This is a genomic window from Saccharothrix coeruleofusca (assembly GCF_014648515.1).
Taxonomy (GTDB): domain Bacteria; phylum Actinomycetota; class Actinomycetes; order Mycobacteriales; family Pseudonocardiaceae; genus Actinosynnema; species Actinosynnema coeruleofuscum.
The window spans coordinates 1-18,646 of the sequence record NZ_BMRG01000020.1 but is presented as its reverse complement, the minus strand read 5'-3'; the positions used below and the strand labels follow the sequence as shown (position 1 = coordinate 18,646).

Sequence of the window (18,646 nt, the reverse complement as noted above, 5' to 3'; positions counted from 1 at the left end):
GCTGTGTTGAGCCCACTCCCGACGCCGCCGCACCGCGAGCCGCCCCCGGGGGTCACCGCCATGGTGCGGATGATCCGGGAGAGCTTCGCGGTGGTCGAGCCGCGCCAGGAGGAAGTCGCCAAGTTCTTCTACGGGATGCTCTTCAGCCTCGCCCCGGCGACCCGTGAGATGTTCCCGGTCAACATGGAGGTGCAGCGCAGCAGGCTGCTGCGCGCCCTCGTGCACGTCGTGCAGATGGTGGACCGGCCCGACGACCTGATCCCGTTCCTGCGCCAGCTCGGCCGCGACCACCGCAAGTTCGGCGTGGTCTCCGCGCACTACGAGTCGGTCGGCACGGCGCTGCTCGCCGCGGTGAAGAAGTACGCGGGCCCGGTGTGGACCCCCCAGGTCGAGATGGCCTGGGCCGAGGCGTACACGATCATGGCCCGCTCCATGCAGGAGGCCGCGCACGCCGACGAGGGCCCCGCCTACTGGCGCGCCACCGTGATCGACCACCAGCGGGTCAGCTGGGACCTGGCCGTGGTGCGGCTGCAGCCCGACCACCCGGTGGACTACCGCGCGGGCCAGTACGTCAGCGTCGAGACCCCGCAGCGCGCCCGCCTGTGGCGCTACTACTCGCCCGCGAACGCGCCGCGCGAGGACGGCATCATCGAGTTCCACATCAGATCCGTGGAGGGCGGCTGGGTCAGCCGCTCGATCGTCGGCCACACCCAGCGCGGCGACGTGTGGCGGATCGGCCCCCCGATGGGCCGCCTCGGCGTGGACCGCAGGCGCGGCAACGACATCCTGATGGTCGCGGGCGGCACCGGCGTGGCCCCCATGCACGCCATCATCGACGAACTGGCCCAGTGGGGCGAGAACCCCAGGGTGCACCTGTTCATGGGCGGGCGCACCAGGGACGATCTCTACGACCTGGAGAACCTCCAGCGGGTCGCCGCCACCAACCCGTGGCTGACCGTGGTCCCGGTGCTGGAGTCCGCCCACGGCCTGCGCGGCGTGGAGCAGGGCACCCTGGCCGACGTGGTGACCCGCTACGGCACCTGGGAGGACCGGGACGTGCTGGTCTGCGGCTCGCCGTCGATGATCCGCGCCACGGTGTCCCGGATGCTGGTGGCGGGCACGCCGCTGGACCGGATCAAGTACGACCCGTTCACCCTGGACTGAGCGCGAACGCCCGCCGCGACCCCCAAGAGGGGTCGCGGCGGGCGAAGAGCGCTCGTCAGCGCTTCTGCTGGGGCTTCCAGACCACCAGCGCGGTCTCGTGCCGCACCGGCACCAGCTCACGTCGGTAGGAGGCGTGCACCGAGGCCGCCGCGTGCTCGGCGGCGGCCATCGCCGACGCCAGCTGCTCGGTCAGCTCGGCCACCTTGGCGCGCAGCGCCCCGACCTCGTTCTCCAGCTCGATGATCCGCTTGATGCCCGCGAGGTTGACCCCGTCCTCCTGGGACAGCCGCTGCACCTCGCGCAGCAGCACGATGTCCCGCATGGAGTACCGCCTGCCGCCGCCGGGCGTGCGGCCGGGCGAGACCAGCCCGAGGCGGTCGTAGCTGCGCAGGGTCTGCGCGTGCAGACCGGACAGCTGGGCCGCCACGGAGATCACGAAGAACGGCGTGTCCTCGTCGGTGCCGGGCGGGAACGGGAAACTCATGACCTGCCCTTCTCCTCCAGCAGCGCGTTGAGGTCCGGCCGGGGGTCGTGCCCGGCCGTGGCCAGCGCGTAGTTCTCCAGCGCTTCGCGGGCCTTGGCGTCCATGTTGTTCGGCACGGCCACCTGGAGCGTGATGAGCAGGTCGCCGACCTGCCCGTCCCGCCGGGCGATGCCCTTGCCCTTGGCGCGCATCACCCGCCCGCTCGCGGTCCCGGCGGGGACCTTCACGGTCACCTTGCCCTCCAGCGTGGGCACCGTCAACGTGGTGCCCAGCGCCAGCTCGGGGAAGGTCACCGGCACGGTGACGGTCAGGTCGTTGCCCGCGCGCCCGAACACCGGGTGCGGGTTGACGTGCACCCGGACGTACAGGTCGCCGGTCGGCCCGCCGTTGCGGCCCGGCTCGCCCTGGCCCGCCAGCCGGATGCGCTGGCCGTCGTCCACCCCGGCCGGGATGCGGATGGTCAGCGTGCGCGTCCTGGTGCTCACGCCGTCGCCGCCGCACTCCGGGCACGGGTCGTCCACCACGCGGCCGGTGCCCCGGCAGTCCTGGCACGGCTCGGAGAACGCGAACGCCCCCTGGCTGCGCGTGACCAGGCCCGCGCCGCCGCAGTTGGCGCACGTCCGGGGCGTGGTGCCCGGACGCGCCCCGGACCCGCCGCAGGTGCCGCAGGCCGCCGGGCTGGACAGCCGCATGGGCACGGTGGCCCCGCGCACCGCCTCGGTGAAGTCGATGCGCACGTCGGTCTCGACGTCCTCGCCGCGCCGCGGCCGGGTGGCCGAGGCCGCCCCGCCGCCGCGCCGGTTGAACAGCCCGCCGAGCAGGTCGCCCAGCCCGCCGCCCATGCCGCCGGGCTGCGCCCCGGCGCGGCCGAACAGGTCGCCCACGTCGAAGCCGCCGCCACCGCCGAAGCCGCCGGGGAAGCCCCCGCCGCCCGCGAACAGGCGGCGGGCCTCGTCGTACTGCTTGCGCTTGGCGGCGTCGGAGAGCACGCCGTAGGCCTCGGAGACCGCCTTGAACCGCGCCTCGGCCTTGGTGTCACCGGGGTTGGCGTCGGGGTGCAGCTCCCGCGCCAGCTTCCGGTACGCCTTCTTGATCTCCTCGGCCGAGGCGTCGGAGGAGACGCCCAGCTCGCGGTAGAAGTCCTTCTCGATCCAGTCCCTCGCGCTCACGGCCGGACATCCCTCCCCTCGGTGCTGATCCGATCAGTCCTGCTGCTCATCCACGTCCTGCGGCGGCTCGGCCGCGGGCTCGTGATCGGTCACGGCCACCAGCGCGGGCCGCAGCACGCGCTCGCCGAACCGGTAGCCGCGGCGCAGCACCGCGGTCACCGTCGGGCCGCTGACGTCGGGCGAGGTGCTGTGCTGCACCGCCTCGTGGACCGCCGGGTCGAACTCCTCGCCGTCGTGGCCGAAGGGCTCAAGGCCGACCCCGTGCAGGGTGTTGACCAGCTTGTCGGCCACCGCCTTGAACGCGCCGGTCAGGTCGCCGTGCGCGCCCGCCCGCTCCAGGTCGTCGAGCACGCCCAGCAGCTCGCCTGCCACCTGGGCCTTGGCGTTGCTGACCACCAGCTCCCGGTCGCGCTCGACGCGCTTGCGGTAGTTGGCGTACTCCGCGGTCAACCGCTGCAGGTCGGCGGTGCGCTCGTCGAGCTGCGCCTTGAGCTCGGCGGCCGGGTCCGGCTCGGCGGGCGCGGCCTCGGGCTCGCCGCCCTCCGGCTCGGGGGCGGCGTGCCTGCCGCCCCCGGTCGGAGCCGCGTCCTGAGCCGTCTCCTGAGCCGTCTCCTGAGCCGTGTCCCGGGTCGTCTCCTGGGCCGCGTCCTGCTCGGCCTCGGCCGCCTCGGCGGGCTTGGCCTCGCGGACCTCGCCCGTCTCCGGGTCGATGCGCCGCCGGTCGTGCACGACCACGTGCGGCTGCTCCTCGTGCTGGGTCACTTCTTCTCGTCCTCGTCGACGATCTCGGCGTCCACCACGTCGTCGGCCTTGGCGCCCGCGGCGCCCTGGCCCGCGTCCGCGGAGCCCGCGGCGTCCGCGGTCGGCGCGCCGGTGTTGGCGTACAGCGACTGGCCGATGGCCTGCGACTCGGCGGCCAGCTTCTCCACCGCGGCGCGGACCTTGGCGATGTCGGTGCCCTTGAGCGCCTCGGTGGTCTCCTCGATGGCGGCCTTGACCTTGTCCTTGACCTCGGCCGGGATCTTGTCGTCGTTCTCCTTGACGACCTTCTCCGTCTGGTAGACCAGCGTCTCGGCCTGGTTGCGGACCTCGGCCTCCTCGCGGCGGCGCTTGTCCTCCTCGGCGTGCGCCTCGGCGTCCTTGATCATCCGCTCGATGTCGTCCTTGGGCAGCGCCGAGCCGCCGGTGATCGTCATCGACTGCTCCTTGCCGGTGCCCATGTCCTTGGCGGAGACGTGCACGATGCCGTTGGCGTCGATGTCGAAGGTGACCTCGATCTGCGGGACGCCGCGCGGGGCCGGGGGCAGGCCGGTCAGCTCGAACATGCCGAGCTTCTTGTTGTCGCGGGCGAACTCGCGCTCACCCTGGAAGACCTGGATCTGCACGGACGGCTGGTTGTCGTCGGCGGTGGTGAAGATCTCCGAGCGCTTGGTCGGGATCGTGGTGTTGCGCTCGATGAGCTTGGTCATCACCCCGCCCTTGGTCTCGATGCCCAGCGACAGCGGGGTCACGTCGAGCAGCAGGACGTCCTTGACCTCACCCTTGAGCACACCGGCCTGCAGGGCCGCGCCCACCGCGACGACCTCGTCCGGGTTCACGCCCTTGTTCGGCTCGCGGCCGCCGGTCAGCTCCTTGACCAGCTCGGCCACGGCGGGCATGCGGGTGGAGCCGCCCACCAGCACCACGTGGTCGATGTCGCCGACGCTGATGCCCGCGTCCTTGATGACGTTGTTGAACGGCGCGCGGGTGCGCTCCAGCAGGTCGTTGGTGATGCGCTGGAACTCGGCGCGGGACAGCGTCTCGTCCAGGAACAGCGGGTTCTTGTCCGCGTCCACGGTGATGTAGGGCAGGTTGATGGTGGCCTGCGAGGAGCTGGACAGCTCGATCTTGGCCTTCTCGGCGGCCTCGCGGATGCGCTGCAGCGCCATCTTGTCCTTGGTCAGGTCGATGCCGTTGCTCTGCTTGAACCGCTCGACCAGCCAGTCGACGATGCGCTGGTCCCAGTCGTCGCCGCCGAGGTGGTTGTCGCCGGAGGTCGCGCGGACCTCGACCACGCCGTCACCCAGCTCCAGCAGGGAGACGTCGAAGGTGCCGCCACCGAGGTCGAAGACCAGGATGGTCTGCTCCTTCTCGCCCTTGTCCAGGCCGTAGGCCAGGGCGGCGGAGGTGGGCTCGTTGACGATGCGCAGCACGTTGAGGCCCGCGATCTGACCGGCCTCCTTGGTGGCCTGGCGCTGCGCGTCCTCGAAGTACGCGGGGACGGTGATCACCGCGTCGGTGATCTCCTCGCCCAGGTAGGCCTCGGCGTCGCGCTTGAGCTTCATCAGCACGCGCGCGCTGATCTCCTGCGGGGTGTACTTCTTGCCGTCGATCTCGGTGGTCCAGTCGGTGCCGATGTGCCGCTTGACCGACCGGATGGTGCGGTCGACGTTGGTCACCGCCTGGTTCTTGGCGGGCTGCCCGGTGAGCACCTCGCCGTTCTTGGCGAAGGCCACGATGGAGGGGGTCGTCCGCGAGCCCTCGGAGTTGGCGATCACCGTCGGCTCGCCACCCTCCAGGACCGCGACGACGGAGTTGGTCGTCCCCAGGTCGATGCCGACCGCTCGCGCCATTGGATTCCTCCTGGTAGTGCGTTTGTGAGAGCCCCGCGTTGAGCGGCACTGGCTCAAGTTTGCCAGTCGAACCGGACTTGAGTCCACCCGGCTCAACCTTCCTGCCCCTACCAACGCGCCACCACCCGGCGGTGTTCCCGCCGGGTGGTGATCCGGGACACCCCCGCGACGCCGAACCGCCCGCCCGCGAGACGCGGACGGGCGGTTCGACTCCCCCTTGCTCAGGCCGCTTCGATCAGGCGGCCGACTGGACGGTCAGGTCCCCGCTCCTGGTGCGCAGCACCAGCTCGACGGTCGCGTTCGGGTCGCTGGTGACGCCGATGTGCTCGTCGCCGCTGCCCGCGTCGGCCTCCACCCGGTAGGTGCCCTGAGGCACCCGCACGGTCAGGTTGCCGCTGCCCCCCTCGGCGCGCACCGGGCGCGCCTCGGCCATGGCGACCTCGGTGTCGCCGGAGTCGTTCTCCAGCACCACCGCGCCGCGCATCCCGGACAGCCGGGTCCGGCCCGAGCCCATCCGCCCGGTGAAGTCGCCGCCCACGTCGGAGACCTCCACGTCACCCGAGGCGTTCTCCAGCCGCACGGCACCCGTCACGGTCCGCAGCGTGGTGTTGCCCGAGCCGGTGGTCAGCTCGACCGCCGCCACGCCCTCCACCCGCACGTCACCGGAGCCGTTGTCGCCGACCACCCTGGCCTCCCGGTCGGGCAGGACCACCTCGTAGTCGGCGGAGCAGTTGCTGCCGCACCCGTCCAGCACCAGCGTGTCGCCCTCCACGCGGTGGGTCGCGCCGGGCTTGTCACCGCCCTTGGGGTACTGCAGCAGGCGGTGCACCTCGATCGCCGAGACCCCCTCGGCGTGTCGCACGTTCACGTCGCCCGCGCCGTTCTGCACCCGCACGGTGCCGATCCGGTCCTCGACCGTGTAGTCGTCACGCGCCTCGTTCTGCACCATCCGCACGCAGGACGTGAGCGACACCGCCACGGCCACCGCGGCGACGGCTGACATCGCGATCCGCTTCACCACTGCCCCCTCGGCTCACAGGTTGTTGGAACCAAGCTAGGGCCGCGCGCGCCCCGGCACACCGGGGCGGACCCCCGAGTGCGACCGGGGGTTCTCCCTACCCCTGGCGGGGGTGCTCAGGCCAGCGACTCGACGACCGCCCGCAGCGCGGGCGCGCACCGCGCCGGGTCGTCCAGGAAGCGCCGGGAGGCGATCACGTGCGAGTCGGTCATCCGCTCCCAGACCAGCCCCTGCACCCCCACCACGGTGATCACCAGGCGGAACGGCCTGGCCTGCCTGCCCAGCCTGCTCTCCACCCCGCGCACCACCTCGCCGACCGGCAGCGCGGTGGGGTGCCCGGTCCCGGAGGTGCGGGTCCAGTACTGGCTCGCGGGGGTCATCAGCGCCTCCACCGCGCCGCGCAGCGCGGGCCGCACCGCCAGCGAGCGGGCGGCCGGGTCGGCGGGCGAGGGCACGTCGGACCGGTCGCCGCGGGCGTGGTCGAGCACGTCGGCCCACCAGCCCAGCCACTCCTCTGCGGCGCCCGCGCGGTCCACGCCGGGCGGGACGAACACCGGCACCGGCGGGTCCAGTCCGGGCAGCTCGGGGACGGTCTCCACGGACAGCGCCAGGGTGTCGCGCACGAACAGCGCGGTGTCCATCGTGAAGCTGCTCCCGTGGGACACCTGCCACGACTCCCGCCCGGCGAACCTCATCCGCCCATCATCCCGCCCGAAGGTCATCAAGGGGGCATCAGAACGGACACGACCGGCGTCAACTGCTGCTCCGTCGGGGGGACATCGGCGATCAGCCCCTGGATCAGCAGCCCGTCCACGGCGGCCAGGAACGCCCGGAAGGCCACCGGGTCCGGCGCCGACGACGCGGCGGTGAACAGGTCGATCCAGCGGCGCGCGGCGGGCCGCAGCTCGGGGCGGCGGGCGGCGAGCAGGTACAGCTCGTACTCGGCCACCGTGCGGCCCCGGCGCGGGCCCAGCGCGTCGGCGAGGAACCGGGCCACCGCCTCGGGGGTGGCCCCCGGCGCGCAGCAGGCGGCGTGGAAGTCGGCGGCCAGCTCGTCGGCCGCCCACAGCAGTGCGGCGGTCAGCAGGTCGTCGAGGGTGGCGAAGTAGTAGGTCGTGGACGTGGTGGGCACGCCCGCCTCCCGCGCGACGGAGCGGTGACCGACCCCGGCCACCCCGTCCCGCTCCACCACCCGCAGCACGGCTTCCAGGATCGCGCGCCTGCGCCGGTCCCCACGCGCCCTGCGCCCGTCAGCACGCCCGTCAGCGCGCCCCTCAGCGCGCCCCTCAGCGCGCCCCTCAGCGCGCACTGCCCAGCTCGATCGCGACCACGCCGCCGATCACCATCAGCAGCCCGACCACCATCGTCGCGTTGATCGGCTCCTTGAACAGCACCACGCCGATGGCGGCGACGGCCGCGACGCCGAAGGCGCACCAGATCGCGTACGCCACGCCGATGGGCATCCCGAGCTGGAGCACCTTGCTCAGCGCGCCGAACGCGACCAGGTAGCCGACCACCACGAACACCGACGGAACCGGCTTGCTGAAGCCCTCGGAGAGCTTGAGCGACACGGTGGCGGTGACCTCCGCGACGATCGCCACGGCCAGCGCCAGGTAGACGAGCACGGAGACCTCCCACGACAAGTGGAACACCTGTTCAACAACATTAGACCCGTCCGGTTATGCGATGGGCCACGGTCAAGTGGTTACTGGTCAGTAATCCGGCGTAGGCTCCCCGGTCAGGAGAACGGACGAGAAAGGCCGCGACCACATGGGAGCCCTCCAGCTCACCCTCGGCGCCATAGGCGTCGCCGTCAGCGTGTACGCGTGGGGTCTGTTCGTCGCCGGGGTCGTCCGGATGGTGCGCATCATCCGGCTGGGCCAGCCGGACGGCACCCGCAACGGGCCGTTCTGGCCCCGGCTGCGCACGATGATCGTGGAGTTCGCCGCGCACACCCGGATGGCCAAGTTCCGCAAGGTCGCCCCCTGGCACTGGCTGGTGATGTGGGGCTTCCTGATCGGCTCGCTGGTGCTGTTCGAGGCCTACGGCGAGGTGTTCTACCCCGGCTTCCACTGGCCGGTCATCGGCACCTGGTCGGCCTGGGCGCTGCTGGTCGAACTGCTCGGCATCGGCACCGTCGTCGGCGGCGTCGCGCTGGCCGTCATCCGCCAGCTCAACCACCCGCGCCGCGCCGACCGGATCTCCCGGTTCGCGGGCTCGGACTTCCGCGCCGCCTACTTCGTCGAGGCCGTCGTCATCATCGAGGGCCTGGGCATCCTCGGCGTGAAGGCGTTCAAGCAGGCCGCGGGCCTGGAGGACCCGCCCCTGTGGTCCTCCTTCGTCACCGCGCCGCTGAGCACCATCCTGCCGTCGAACCCCGACTGGGTCTCGATCATGGCCGTCGTCAAGCTGCTCTCGGCGATGCTGTGGCTGGTCGTGGTGGCCAAGAACCTGACCATGGGCGTGGCCTGGCACCGGTTCAGCGCGTTCTTCAACATCTACTTCAAGCGCGAGCCCGACGGCCGGGTCGCGCTGGGCGCCCTCAAGCCGATGATGAGCGGCGGCCAGGTCCTGGACCTGGAGGAGGCCGACCCGGACAAGGACGTGTTCGGCGTCGGCAAGGTCGAGGACTTCAGCTGGAAGGGCTGGCTGGACTTCAGCACCTGCACCGAGTGCGGGCGCTGCCAGTCCCAGTGCCCGGCGTGGAACACCGGCAAGCCGCTCTCGCCCAAGCTGGTCATCACCCAGCTGCGCGACCACGCCTTCGCCAAGGCCCCCTACCTGCTGGCGGGCGGCAGCCGCGACATGGCGGGCGACGAGGTCGGCCTGGTCGAGGACAAGTACGAGGACTACAAGAAGCGCCTGGAGTCCATCGACGTGCTGGCCATGGCCGAGTCCGAGCGCCCGCTGATCGGCGGCGCGGACGAGCTGGGCGTCATCGACCCCGAGGTGCTGTGGTCGTGCACCACCTGCGGCGCGTGCGTCGAGCAGTGCCCGGTGGACATCGAGCACGTCGACCACATCGTCGACATGCGCCGCTACCAGGTGCTCATCGAGTCGAACTTCCCGTCCGAGCTGGGCGGCATGTTCAAGAACCTGGAGAACAAGGGCAACCCCTGGGGCCAGAACGCCAAGGACCGCCTGGCCTGGACCGAGGGCCTGGACTTCGAGGTGCCGGTGTTCGACGGCGAGCTGGGCGACGCCGAGTACCTGTTCTGGGTCGGCTGCGCGGGCGCGTTCGAGGACCGCGCCAAGAAGACCACCCGCGCCGTGGCCGAGCTGCTGCACACCGCGGGCGTCAAGTACACCGTGCTCGGCCCGGAGGAGAGCTGCTCCGGCGACCCGGCGCGGCGCGCGGGCAACGAGTTCCTGTTCCAGATGCTGGCCCAGCAGAACGTCGAGGTGCTCAACGCGGTCTTCGAGGGCCGCGAGCCGGGCAAGCGCAAGATCGTGGTGACCTGCGCGCACTGCTTCAACACCCTGGCCAACGAGTACCCGCAGGTGGGCGGCCAGTACGAGGTCGTGCACCACACGCAGCTGCTCAACCGCCTGGTGCGCGAGCGGCGGCTGGTCCCGGTCGCCGAGGTCACCGAGGACGTCACCTACCACGATCCGTGCTACCTGGGCAGGCACAACAAGGTCTACGAGGCCCCGCGCGAGCTGGTCGGCGCGTCCGGCGCGACGCTGCGCGAGATGCCGCGCAACTCCGAGCGCTCCATGTGCTGCGGCGCGGGCGGCGCGCGCATGTGGATGGAGGAGCGCATCGGCAAGCGGATCAACATCGACCGCGTGGACGAGGCGCTGGGCACCGCACCGTCGAAGATCGCCACCGGCTGCCCGTTCTGCCGGGTGATGCTCACCGACGGCGTGACCGCGCGGCAGAACGAGGGTCAGGCCGGATCGCACGTCGAGGTGGTGGACGTGGCGCAGCTGCTGCTCACCGCCGTCAAGCGCGGCAAGGAGCGGCAGGACGTGCCCACCGACGAGGTGCCCTCCGGCACCCCGCTGCCCGACCAGGACAAGGCCACGACCTGAGCCGACGCACCTGAGAACGCCCCCGGTCCACTCGGACCGGGGGCGTTCTCGCGTCGTCGGGCGTCGTCAGGCGTCCTCGGTGACCCGGTCCCAGACCAGGTTCAGCAGCCAGCTGACCAGCGCGACGACGATCGCGCCGAAGAAGGCGGGCCAGAAGCCGTCCACCGTGAACGGCAGGCCCAGCTCACCCGCCAGCCAGCCGGTCAGCCAGAACAGCAGCCCGTTGACCACCAGGCCGATCAACCCGAGCGTGACCAGGTAGAACAGGCAGCCGAAGAACTTCACCACCGGCTTGACCAGCGCGTTGACCAGGCCGAACAGCAGCGCCACACCGACCAGCGTGCCCGCCGTGGCCGCCGCCGAGCCCTGGCCCAGGTCGATGCCGGGGATCAGCGTCGACACCCACAGCGCCACCGCCGTCAGCAGCACGTGCACCACAATGCCCATGCCGCAGACTAGCGGCGGCGATCGGCCGAACGGGTCAGGCGCGACGCCTGCGCGCCGCCAGGTAGGTCAGCACCCCGCCGCCGAGCAGCAGGCCGCCGATGACCAGGAACGGCAGCGGGGCCGCGCCGGTCCGCGCCAGCCCCGTGCTGTTCCGCCCGCCACCCGCCACGGCCGCCGGGGTCGTGCTGGTCGTGGGCGCGGCCGTGGTGCTCGGGCCAGTGGTGCTCGGGCCAGTGGTGCTCGTCGGGGCCGCCGTCGTGGTGGTGCTCGGAGCGGTGCTCGACGGGACCCGGACCGAGATCGGCCGGACCGAGACGTTGTCCGCGAAGTTCACATCGCCGAACGCCCCCAGTCTGACGATGACGTGGAAGGACTCGATGTCCGCCTGGTCGAGCGCGTACCGCAGGCGGACGTCGACGCTCGCGCCCGGCGCCAGCCGCTGCTTCAACTCGAACTCGCCACCCAACTCGGGGTAGGTGATCGTCACCTGGTCACTGGCGGACACCAACCGCGCGGCCAGCGAGGCCATCACGAAGGACGTGCTGTCCGGAGCATCGCCCTTGTTCGTCAGCGTGACGACGACCTCCACCTCGTCGTTCAGGGCGTAGACGTCCTTGGCGGGCGTCACCACCAGCGGACCCACCGCGAAGTCGCCCCTCGGCTCGAAGTAGCGGGTGTCCAGCCGCACCTCCGCGCCCTTGCCCACGAAGACCTTCTTGGCGCCGGTGCTCCAGTCCAGCTCGGGCGAATCCACCAGCGACAGCCGACGCAGGTCGGCGGCCTGGAAGGCGTGCTCACCCTCCGGCACGTCCTCCACGCGGTAGCCGCCGTCGGTGGTCGTCGCGGTCCGGCCGCCCAGCCGGTGCGGGGCCTGGAGCGGGCGCTCGCCGTCCTGCTTCACGCCGTCGCGGTTGGCGTCCACGTAGGCCAACCCGGTGACCGTACCGCCCCTGACGCCGAAGTCGTACGTGCCCGCGCCCTTGTCGTAGAGCGCGGACTCCGTGGTGGCGGCGTAGACGTCGGTGTTGTGGCTGAAGATGGTCAGCCCGCTGGCCGGCAGCCCCGTGGCGCGGTACCGGCCGTTGGCGTCGGTGCCGTACTCGCCGATGAACTGCTTGCCCTGGAAGACGCGCACGCCGCGCCCGTTGGCCAGCGGCGGCTCGCCCTCGTCGACCCGCCCGTTGCCGTTGCGGTCGAACCAGACCAGCCCCTCGATCGTGGCACCGTCCTGCGCGACCGCGGTGCCGGAGCCCACGACCACCAGCACGGCGGTCAGCCCGGCGACGCGGCGGAGCACGTTCTTCACTTGTAGTCCCCCCGAAAAAATGATCGTGCGACATTTCGTAGTCGCACGATCACCCTTCAGCGTTTCATGATCCCCGTCACTTGCCGAGGCGCACCCGCCACACCGCCGCGGCGGCACCGGCGAGCACGACCCCGACCAGCGCCAACAGGCCCACCAGCGCCCCGGTCCCGAAAGACGACTGGTCCTGCTGCGCCACCGGCGCGGCGGTCGTGGTCGCCGTGGTCGTCGTGGGCGCGCTGGTCGACGCGGACGCCGCGGCGGGCGCGGACGTGCTCGTCCCGGTGGCGGCGGGCGTGCTCACCGAGGCGACCTGGCTGGTCGGCGCTTTGGCGGCCGCGGCGAGGAAGCCGCTGTCGAAGCTCAGCCCGCTCGGGTCGGCCTGGTCGCTCAGCTCGATGGGCGAGGTCAGCTCACCCGAGGGCATGTAGGAGGTGCTCGGCGCCCTGTCCTGCCCGAAGGCCGAGCGGTCGGTGGAGCGCAGGTGGTAGATGCCGTCCGGCAGGTTGTCGAAGGAGTAGCGGCCATCGGCGCCGCTCAGCCGGGTCTGCCTGCCGCTCGGCCCGACCAGAATCATTTCGTGCCCCGCGATTCCGGGCTCACCCGCGTCGATCCGGCCATTCGCGTTCTGGTCCTGCCAGACCATTCCAGAAATCTTCTTCAACGCCTTCGGCTGGTCTTCCTGGGCGACTGCGGCACTGGTCATGACCAGCGGCGCGAGCACTGCGGCGGTGACGGCGACGAACCCGGAAAAACGGCGCGAGCAACGCATGGCAAATCCCCCAGGAAAAGCTGCGGTGAAGTCGTTCAGACACCGGTAAAGACGCCCGCACGGCTCGGGGGTTGCGCCGGTTCCCACCGGTTCGTGCAACGTTTCGGCAACGAGCGGGACGGCCCGTGACCGCCTACCGTTCTTCCATGACGTCTCCGAAGGCCAAGGGCGGGGAGAGCACCCTCACCGTCCTGCTCGCCCTCGCGGTGAACCTGGCCATCGCGATCATGAAGGCCATCGCCGGGGTCATCACCGGATCGGCGGCCATGATGTCCGAAGCCGCGCACTCGGTGGCCGACACGTTCACCGAGGGCCTGCTGCTGACCGCGCTGCGCCGCTCCGAGCGCCCAGCCGACCGCAAACACCCGTTCGGGCACGGCAAGGAGCGCTACTTCTGGTCCCTGCTGGCCGCCATGTCCATCTTCGTCTCCGGCGCGGTGTTCGCCCTCTACGAAGGCTTCCGCACGGTCTTCGGCGAACCCGAGGAGCAGAGCAGCCCCGTCGTCGGCTACGTCGTGCTGGCCATCGCCTTCGCCCTGGAATCGGTCTCCTGGGCCCAGGCCGTGCGCCAGGTCCGCCGCCAGTCCGCCGCGGAGAAGCGCTCCGCACGGGAGTTCCTGCGGATCTCCGACGACCCGACCGTGAAAACGGTGTTCCTGGAGGACTCAGCCGCCCTGCTGGGCCTGCTCCTGGCGTTCGCGGGCATCAGCCTGCACCACCTCACCGGCTCGTCGCTGTGGGACGGCCTGGCGTCCATCGCCATCGGCGTGCTGCTCGCGTTCGTCGCCTACGTGCTGGCCACCACCAACCGCAACCTGCTCATCGGCAGGCAAGCCGACCCCGTCCTGGTGCGGGCGGTGTGGGCCTACCTGCGCGAGGTGCCCGAAGTCGACCAGGTGGTGGACCTGCTGACCATGGCCGTGGGCACCGACCGCGTCCTGCTGTGCGCCAGGCTGGACTTCGACGACGCCCTGGGAGCCGCCGACCTGGAGCTGGCGTGCGTGCGGATCGACGAAGAGCTGCGGCAGCGCTTCCCCGACCTGGACGAGGTGTTCCTCGAACCCGTGCCGCGCACCGACCCCGCGCTGCGCCAGCGCGTCCTGGCCCGCTACGGCAGGCTGCTCAGCGACGGGTATCAGTCCGGTGGAAGTTGAGGTGCGCCCGCGACGGCGTCGGCCCCCGCTGCCCCTGGTACCGGCTGCCCGCCTCGCGCGAGCCGTAGGGGAACTCCGCCGAGCTGCTGAGCCGGAACAGGCACAGCTGCCCGATCTTCATCCCCGGCCACAGCATGATCGGCAGGTTCGCCACGTTGGACAGCTCCAACGTGATGTGCCCGGTGAAACCGGGGTCGATGAACCCCGCCGTCGAGTGCGTCAGCAATCCCAGCCGCCCCAGCGACGACTTGCCCTCCAACCGCCCCGCCAGGTCGTCGGGCAAGCTCACCGACTCGAACGTCGACCCCAGCACGAACTCACCGGGGTGCAGCACGAACGGCTCGTCGTCCACCGGCTCGACCAGCGAGGTCAGGTCGTCCTGCTGGATCGACGGGTCGATGTGGGTGTAGCGGGTGTTGTTGAACACCCGGAAGAACCGGTCGAGGCGCACGTCGATGCTCGACGGCTGCACCATGGCGTCGTCGAACGGCTCCAGCACCAGGCGCTGGGAGTCGACTTCCTTGCGCAGGTCGCGGTCACTGAGAAGCACGGAGGACAGGGTAGGCGGGTCTCCCGGTCCCACGGTTGACAGGGTGTGTGTATGATCGGTGCCGCAGTACCACGCGGGTGTAGTTCATTGGTAGAACGACAGCTTCCCAAGCTGTAGAGGCGGGTTCGATTCCCGTCACCCGCTCGTAGCGCGAAGGCCCTGGTCACCTCGACCAGGGCCTTCGTCGTGCTCGGGCGTCCCCTGCGCCTAGCCGTGCTCCGCGTCCGACTCGCGCAGCGCCGCCAAGGTCGTGCCGAGCTGGGCGTGGACCCGCTCCGCCGCCTTCCGGGTGAGGACCAGATCCGCCCGGCCGAACCCGAGCTCCACCCCGCCGTCGTCGGTGGGGACGCACTTGAACGGCACGTCGCCGTAGACCTTGACGTAGGTCGAGACATCGACCTCACTGGTGCTGATCACGCTTCATTCCTCCCATGTCCCTTGCCCCTGCGTCCCCTGTCGGGTTACTCAGTCGGCCACTGCTCACTGAGCGCGTGACGACCCGTGGCCTCGGCGACCTCTTCGGGCGAGGTGCCGAGCGCGGCGGTGAGGGCGTCGAAGTCCAGCGGCGCCAACCGGGTCAGCTCCTGACACCGATCGGCGAACGCCGCCGCAGCCTCCGCCAACTCCCGCGCGAACCTGATGGCCATCTCCGCGCCACCCTCGCGACCGGCCATCTGCACCGTCAATCGCGCGTCACCGGAGGAAATCACCAGCGACGGATGCCACTGCGCGCGCTCGACCACCGACGCCTCCGCGTCCTCCTCCGGTTGGAGAAGCACGTGCAACCCCATCGACCCACCTCCGCGTTCACCCGGACTTGCCCGCCCAGATTCACGCGCGCGGAAGATCGATCCCATACCAATACCCATTAGTGGCATCGACACGACCACTAATCCCCGGTCTCTGCGGTAACCGCGTGGCTACACTCCGCAGCACTCAGCAGAGGGGGTGAGCACTCAAGTGACCACACCCAAACGGCGGTGCCGCACGTGCGACACCTGGCTGGCCAGCGACAACCGAAGCACTCAGTGCACCAAGTGCACCGCGGCCTCAACCCTGCACGCCCCGAAGCTGCCATCGCAGTTCTGGGCGCAACCCGCCCTGCGCGAGGCGTTCCAGTCCCGCAACATCGGCCAGGTCTTCCGCGCCTACCGCCAAGCCCAGCGCCCCACGCTGCCGCAAACCACCCTCGCGGCCTGGCTCGACCTCACCCAAGGCCGCATCAGCGAAATCGAACGCTCCCGCCGCCCCGTCACCGACCTCGAACGCCTCGAACGCTGGTGCAACGCCCTCAACGTCCCCCACCACCTCCGGTGGTTCAACGGCGGCATACAAGAAGTCCACGACGCGGAAACCCAAGCGGCGCAACCACAGTCACTCGACGATCTCGGACTCCCATACGCCACGTCGCTGCCCTCTACGGTGGAGGCAGTGGCCGAACTCGGGAGGCACGACATGGAGCGCAGGACCTTCCTGGCGAACGCGCTGTTCAGCGTCGCCGCATCCGTCGCACCGAGCCGTGACTGGCTGGTGGCGACGCTCGACGAGGCAGGGACCGCCAGGGGAAAGATCAGCGGCCAGCAGGTCGAGGCGATCCGCCGGACCTTCGGCGTCTTCCAGGAGTTGGACGTCATGCGCGGCGGCGGACACGCCCGCCATCAGCTCTCCGCCTACCTGACGTCCCAGGTCGTCCCACTGCTGAAGTCCAACGACCCGACCAACGACACCGGCCGCGCCCTCTACGAGGCAGCCGCCGAACAGCTCTACCTGTTGGGTTGGATGGCTTTCGACAACGGCGAACACGCCTTGGCCCAGCGCTACCTCATCCAGGCCCTGCGCTTGGCCCAGGCCGCAGGCAGCACCGAACTCGGTGCCCACGTCCTGGCGGGCCTGTCCGACCAGGCCACCCTCACCGGCCACCCCGACCACGCCGTCCAGCTCGCCAAGGCCGGTCGGGCCGGACTCGCCCGAGGTCACTCCGACGCCTGCCTGGCCGACCTCTGGGCGCTCCAGGCCCGCGCCGAGGCAGCCACAGGTGACGCCAAGGCCGCAATCCGCAGTGTGCACCTCTCCGAAACCGCCTTCGCCGGCGTCGACCACAGCAACGAACCCGAGTGGGCTCGCTTCATCGACGCGGCCTACCTCAACGGCGAGTACGCCCACGTCTTCCGCGACCTGCAACGCCCTGAGGAAGCCGCGCACTTCGCCCGCGTGTCCATCACGGAGTCCGAACGCCAGAACCGCGCCCGCCGCGGCTCCATGGCGCAGGCCGCGCTCTCCCGTGCCGCTCTGGACAGCCACGACCTGGAGGCTGCGGCATCGGCGGGCATGGCCGCCGCCAAGCTCGCGGCCACGGTCAAGTCCTCACGTTCGACAGAGGCGGTCGGAGACCTCCGCACCCGTTTGCGGGACCACCACGACTCGCCCGCCGTCCGCGACTTCCTGGACCTCTCAGGCGCACTGCTTCCGGTGACGAGCACACGCGTTTGAGAGTGGTAGCAGCGCCACCGAGCAGCACGGACGGCAGGTTCCAGCCGAGGACATTACCTGCGGTCCGCTCACCGCGTGGTCAGCAGTTCGGGCAGGTCGTGCAGCGAGTCGATCACCCAATCGGCATCACGACGCACCAGCGGATCGTCAGCCCACAGGTAGCCCCACGGTCCCCGCCGGATCAACGCCGTCCGCAACCCGAACGCCTTGGCCGCCACCACATCGTTGTCCCGATGATCACCGACGTAGAGCACGTCACCAGCGACAGTCGCGGGCGTCATCTTCACGACTCGCTCGAAGAACTCCGGCGCAGGCTTGGCCACACCCCACTCACCCGAGGTGACAACTCCGTCTACCGGAAGCTCCAACCCTCGCAGCAACTCCGCCGCACGGGAGGTCTGGTTACCTGCGATACCGACCCACAACCCCAGCTCGCGCAGCCGCGCCAGGCCAGTCCGCACATCCGGGTACAAGTCGCCGTCCTCAATGCGCTCGCCCAGCCCGGCCTCTTCACGCAACCGCCGCTCACGGGCCATATCGAACCCAGGCCGGAAGTACTGGAACGTCTCAGCGTTGTCCCGCCCCGCCGCCGTCACCGCACCGAGCACCGTCGAGAAGGTATGACGGGGCACGCCAATCCAGTCGGCCCACGCACCCCATTCACGCGAGTCGTCCAGCAACGTCTCGCCTACGTCGAACACCACCGCAGTCACCATGCCCTACTCCTACGGCATCCACCTTCACTTAGCGCAACGGGCACCGGCTTGGCATGCACCAGACGACCTGCTGGCGTGTTCAGAGTTTCTTTTCTTCATTTTCAAGGCAACCCCCTCCGGGGGCCGCTGGCCGTTGGTGCCGGGCCGACGTCGAAGGACCGACGTCCCTGTAGTGCGGCACGCCCAAGCGGACCTGGCGTCCTGCGGGCGCGCCACGCGAGGAAGGGAGTCGGTCCCGACGTCGGTGAGGAACGGCCATCGCCCCCGAAGGCGTCCTCGAAGAGCAGAGGACGCGCTTCGCCCGGCGGGCCAGCCGCAGACGGTCGAACTGCGCGGACAGTCGTTAACTGTTCTTATCCGGGAAGCTATCACCCCTCGGCCACCGCGCGAAGCGCGTCGTGAAAACCGGGCAACTTCAGTTTCACAGCGAGATCGTTCATCTGGGTAACATGTTCGGCGTGCTCTTTACCTTCGGTCACACAGGCAAGCCAGGCATGTGAAATGGCCTCCGAATACCGATCTCGAATGCGTTGGTATAACGGCAGGGCCTGGTCGAACAGCTTGCGGGCTTGGTCGTTGTCGGACTCGCGGAACGCGACCTGGCCGAGACTGCTCAGGCAGTTGGCCTGCCCCAATACCGCACCGACTTGCTTGCACAGAGGCAAGGCCTGGTCGAACAGCTCCCGAGCCCGATCGTTGTCGGACTCGCGGAACGCGACCTCGCCGAGGTTG

At 70.5% G+C, this 18,646-nt stretch carries 21 protein-coding genes and 1 tRNA gene; 6 read left to right on the top strand and 16 right to left on the bottom strand.

Annotated features, from left to right (window positions below; all coding sequences use genetic code 11):
* The first annotated feature begins 60 nt into the window (after positions 1–60).
* Entirely contained in the window at positions 61–1,164 is a 1,104-nt protein-coding gene (locus IEZ00_RS31100) for an FAD-binding oxidoreductase (RefSeq protein ID WP_229796275.1), read from the top strand.
* Positions 1,165–1,219: 55 nt separating this feature from the next.
* Here the strand turns inward: IEZ00_RS31100 and IEZ00_RS31095 are convergent, their stop codons facing one another.
* From IEZ00_RS31095 to IEZ00_RS31060, 8 genes are all read right to left on the bottom strand, one after another.
* The gene (locus tag IEZ00_RS31095) at positions 1,220–1,648 is read right to left on the bottom strand and encodes a heat shock protein transcriptional repressor HspR (protein ID WP_189226936.1); all 429 of its coding nucleotides are present in this window, start codon (positions 1,646–1,648) and stop codon (positions 1,220–1,222) included.
* The gene (gene dnaJ, locus IEZ00_RS31090; RefSeq protein ID WP_189226935.1) at positions 1,645–2,817 is read right to left on the bottom strand and encodes a molecular chaperone DnaJ; all 1,173 of its coding nucleotides are present in this window, start codon (positions 2,815–2,817) and stop codon (positions 1,645–1,647) included. The genes IEZ00_RS31095 and dnaJ overlap by 4 nt, the downstream gene beginning before the upstream one ends.
* A 33-nt stretch (positions 2,818–2,850) precedes the next feature.
* Positions 2,851–3,579, bottom strand: coding sequence for a nucleotide exchange factor GrpE (grpE, locus tag IEZ00_RS31085; protein ID WP_189226934.1), 729 nt, complete (start codon positions 3,577–3,579; stop codon positions 2,851–2,853).
* Positions 3,576–5,429 carry a molecular chaperone DnaK gene (dnaK, locus tag IEZ00_RS31080; RefSeq protein ID WP_189226933.1) on the bottom strand — a complete coding sequence of 618 codons (1,854 nt, stop codon included), beginning with the start codon at positions 5,427–5,429 and terminating at the stop codon, positions 3,576–3,578. Before dnaK ends, grpE begins: the two co-directional genes overlap by 4 nt.
* Positions 5,430–5,664: 235 nt before the next feature.
* A complete protein-coding gene (locus tag IEZ00_RS31075; protein WP_189226932.1) occupies positions 5,665–6,447 on the bottom strand; it encodes a DUF4097 family beta strand repeat-containing protein in 783 nt (260 codons plus the stop codon).
* A gap of 116 nt (positions 6,448–6,563) precedes the next feature.
* Positions 6,564–7,142 carry a hypothetical protein gene (locus tag IEZ00_RS31070; protein WP_189226931.1) on the bottom strand — a complete coding sequence of 193 codons (579 nt, stop codon included), beginning with the start codon at positions 7,140–7,142 and terminating at the stop codon, positions 6,564–6,566.
* Between the two features lie 26 nt (positions 7,143–7,168).
* Positions 7,169–7,648, bottom strand: a complete 480-nt coding sequence (locus IEZ00_RS31065; RefSeq protein WP_229796274.1) for a TetR/AcrR family transcriptional regulator — start codon at positions 7,646–7,648, stop codon at positions 7,169–7,171.
* 97 nt (positions 7,649–7,745) lie between these two features.
* Positions 7,746–8,072, bottom strand: coding sequence for a DMT family transporter (locus tag IEZ00_RS31060; protein WP_189227063.1), 327 nt, complete (start codon positions 8,070–8,072; stop codon positions 7,746–7,748).
* 145 nt (positions 8,073–8,217) lie between these two features.
* Here IEZ00_RS31060 and IEZ00_RS31055 point away from each other — a divergent pair, with 145 nt between their 5' ends.
* Positions 8,218–10,482, top strand: a complete 2,265-nt coding sequence (locus IEZ00_RS31055) for a (Fe-S)-binding protein (RefSeq protein WP_189226929.1) — start codon at positions 8,218–8,220, stop codon at positions 10,480–10,482.
* 66 nt (positions 10,483–10,548) lie between these two features.
* Here the strand turns inward: IEZ00_RS31055 and IEZ00_RS31050 are convergent, their stop codons facing one another.
* The 3 genes from IEZ00_RS31050 to IEZ00_RS31040 form a co-directional block, all read right to left on the bottom strand.
* Complete coding sequence (locus IEZ00_RS31050) at positions 10,549–10,929, bottom strand: phage holin family protein (protein WP_189226928.1); 381 nt, start codon at positions 10,927–10,929, stop codon at positions 10,549–10,551.
* Positions 10,930–10,963: 34 nt separating this feature from the next.
* Positions 10,964–12,235, bottom strand: coding sequence for a hypothetical protein (locus IEZ00_RS31045; RefSeq protein WP_189226927.1), 1,272 nt, complete (start codon positions 12,233–12,235; stop codon positions 10,964–10,966).
* Positions 12,236–12,311: 76 nt separating this feature from the next.
* The gene (locus tag IEZ00_RS31040) at positions 12,312–12,878 is read right to left on the bottom strand and encodes an SdrD B-like domain-containing protein (protein WP_229796291.1); all 567 of its coding nucleotides are present in this window, start codon (positions 12,876–12,878) and stop codon (positions 12,312–12,314) included.
* Between IEZ00_RS31040 and IEZ00_RS37405 the strand changes: the two genes are divergently transcribed.
* Entirely contained in the window at positions 12,813–13,133 is a 321-nt protein-coding gene (locus IEZ00_RS37405) for a hypothetical protein (protein ID WP_229796293.1), read from the top strand. The two genes, IEZ00_RS31040 and IEZ00_RS37405, sit on opposite strands and share 66 nt — an antisense overlap.
* 17 nt (positions 13,134–13,150) lie before the next feature.
* Positions 13,151–14,158 carry a cation diffusion facilitator family transporter gene (locus IEZ00_RS31035; protein ID WP_189226925.1) on the top strand — a complete coding sequence of 336 codons (1,008 nt, stop codon included), beginning with the start codon at positions 13,151–13,153 and terminating at the stop codon, positions 14,156–14,158.
* Here the strand turns inward: IEZ00_RS31035 and dcd are convergent.
* Positions 14,127–14,708 carry a dCTP deaminase gene (gene dcd, locus IEZ00_RS31030; RefSeq protein WP_189226924.1) on the bottom strand — a complete coding sequence of 194 codons (582 nt, stop codon included), beginning with the start codon at positions 14,706–14,708 and terminating at the stop codon, positions 14,127–14,129. The genes IEZ00_RS31035 and dcd overlap by 32 nt on opposite strands.
* Positions 14,709–14,781: 73 nt before the next feature.
* On the opposite strand from dcd, the gene IEZ00_RS31025 reads away from it, so the two are divergent.
* Positions 14,782–14,852, top strand: a tRNA-Gly gene (locus IEZ00_RS31025).
* Positions 14,853–14,915: 63 nt separating this feature from the next.
* Here IEZ00_RS31025 and IEZ00_RS31020 read toward each other — a convergent pair.
* Positions 14,916–15,125, bottom strand: a complete 210-nt coding sequence (locus IEZ00_RS31020) for a hypothetical protein (RefSeq protein ID WP_189226923.1) — start codon at positions 15,123–15,125, stop codon at positions 14,916–14,918.
* 44 nt (positions 15,126–15,169) lie between these two features.
* Positions 15,170–15,499, bottom strand: coding sequence for a hypothetical protein (locus IEZ00_RS31015; protein WP_189226922.1), 330 nt, complete (start codon positions 15,497–15,499; stop codon positions 15,170–15,172).
* A gap of 169 nt (positions 15,500–15,668) precedes the next feature.
* Between IEZ00_RS31015 and IEZ00_RS31010 the strand changes: the two genes are divergently transcribed.
* Entirely contained in the window at positions 15,669–17,198 is a 1,530-nt protein-coding gene (locus tag IEZ00_RS31010; protein WP_189226921.1) for a helix-turn-helix domain-containing protein, read from the top strand.
* 68 nt (positions 17,199–17,266) lie between these two features.
* On the opposite strand, the gene IEZ00_RS31005 is transcribed toward IEZ00_RS31010, so the two are convergent.
* Both IEZ00_RS31005 and IEZ00_RS31000 read right to left on the bottom strand, forming a co-directional pair.
* A complete protein-coding gene (locus tag IEZ00_RS31005; protein ID WP_189226920.1) occupies positions 17,267–17,914 on the bottom strand; it encodes an HAD family hydrolase in 648 nt (215 codons plus the stop codon).
* Positions 17,915–18,282: 368 nt separating this feature from the next.
* Positions 18,283–18,646, bottom strand: a 364-nt coding sequence (locus IEZ00_RS31000) for a tetratricopeptide repeat protein (protein ID WP_189226919.1), incomplete at its 5' end; no start/stop codon positions are given.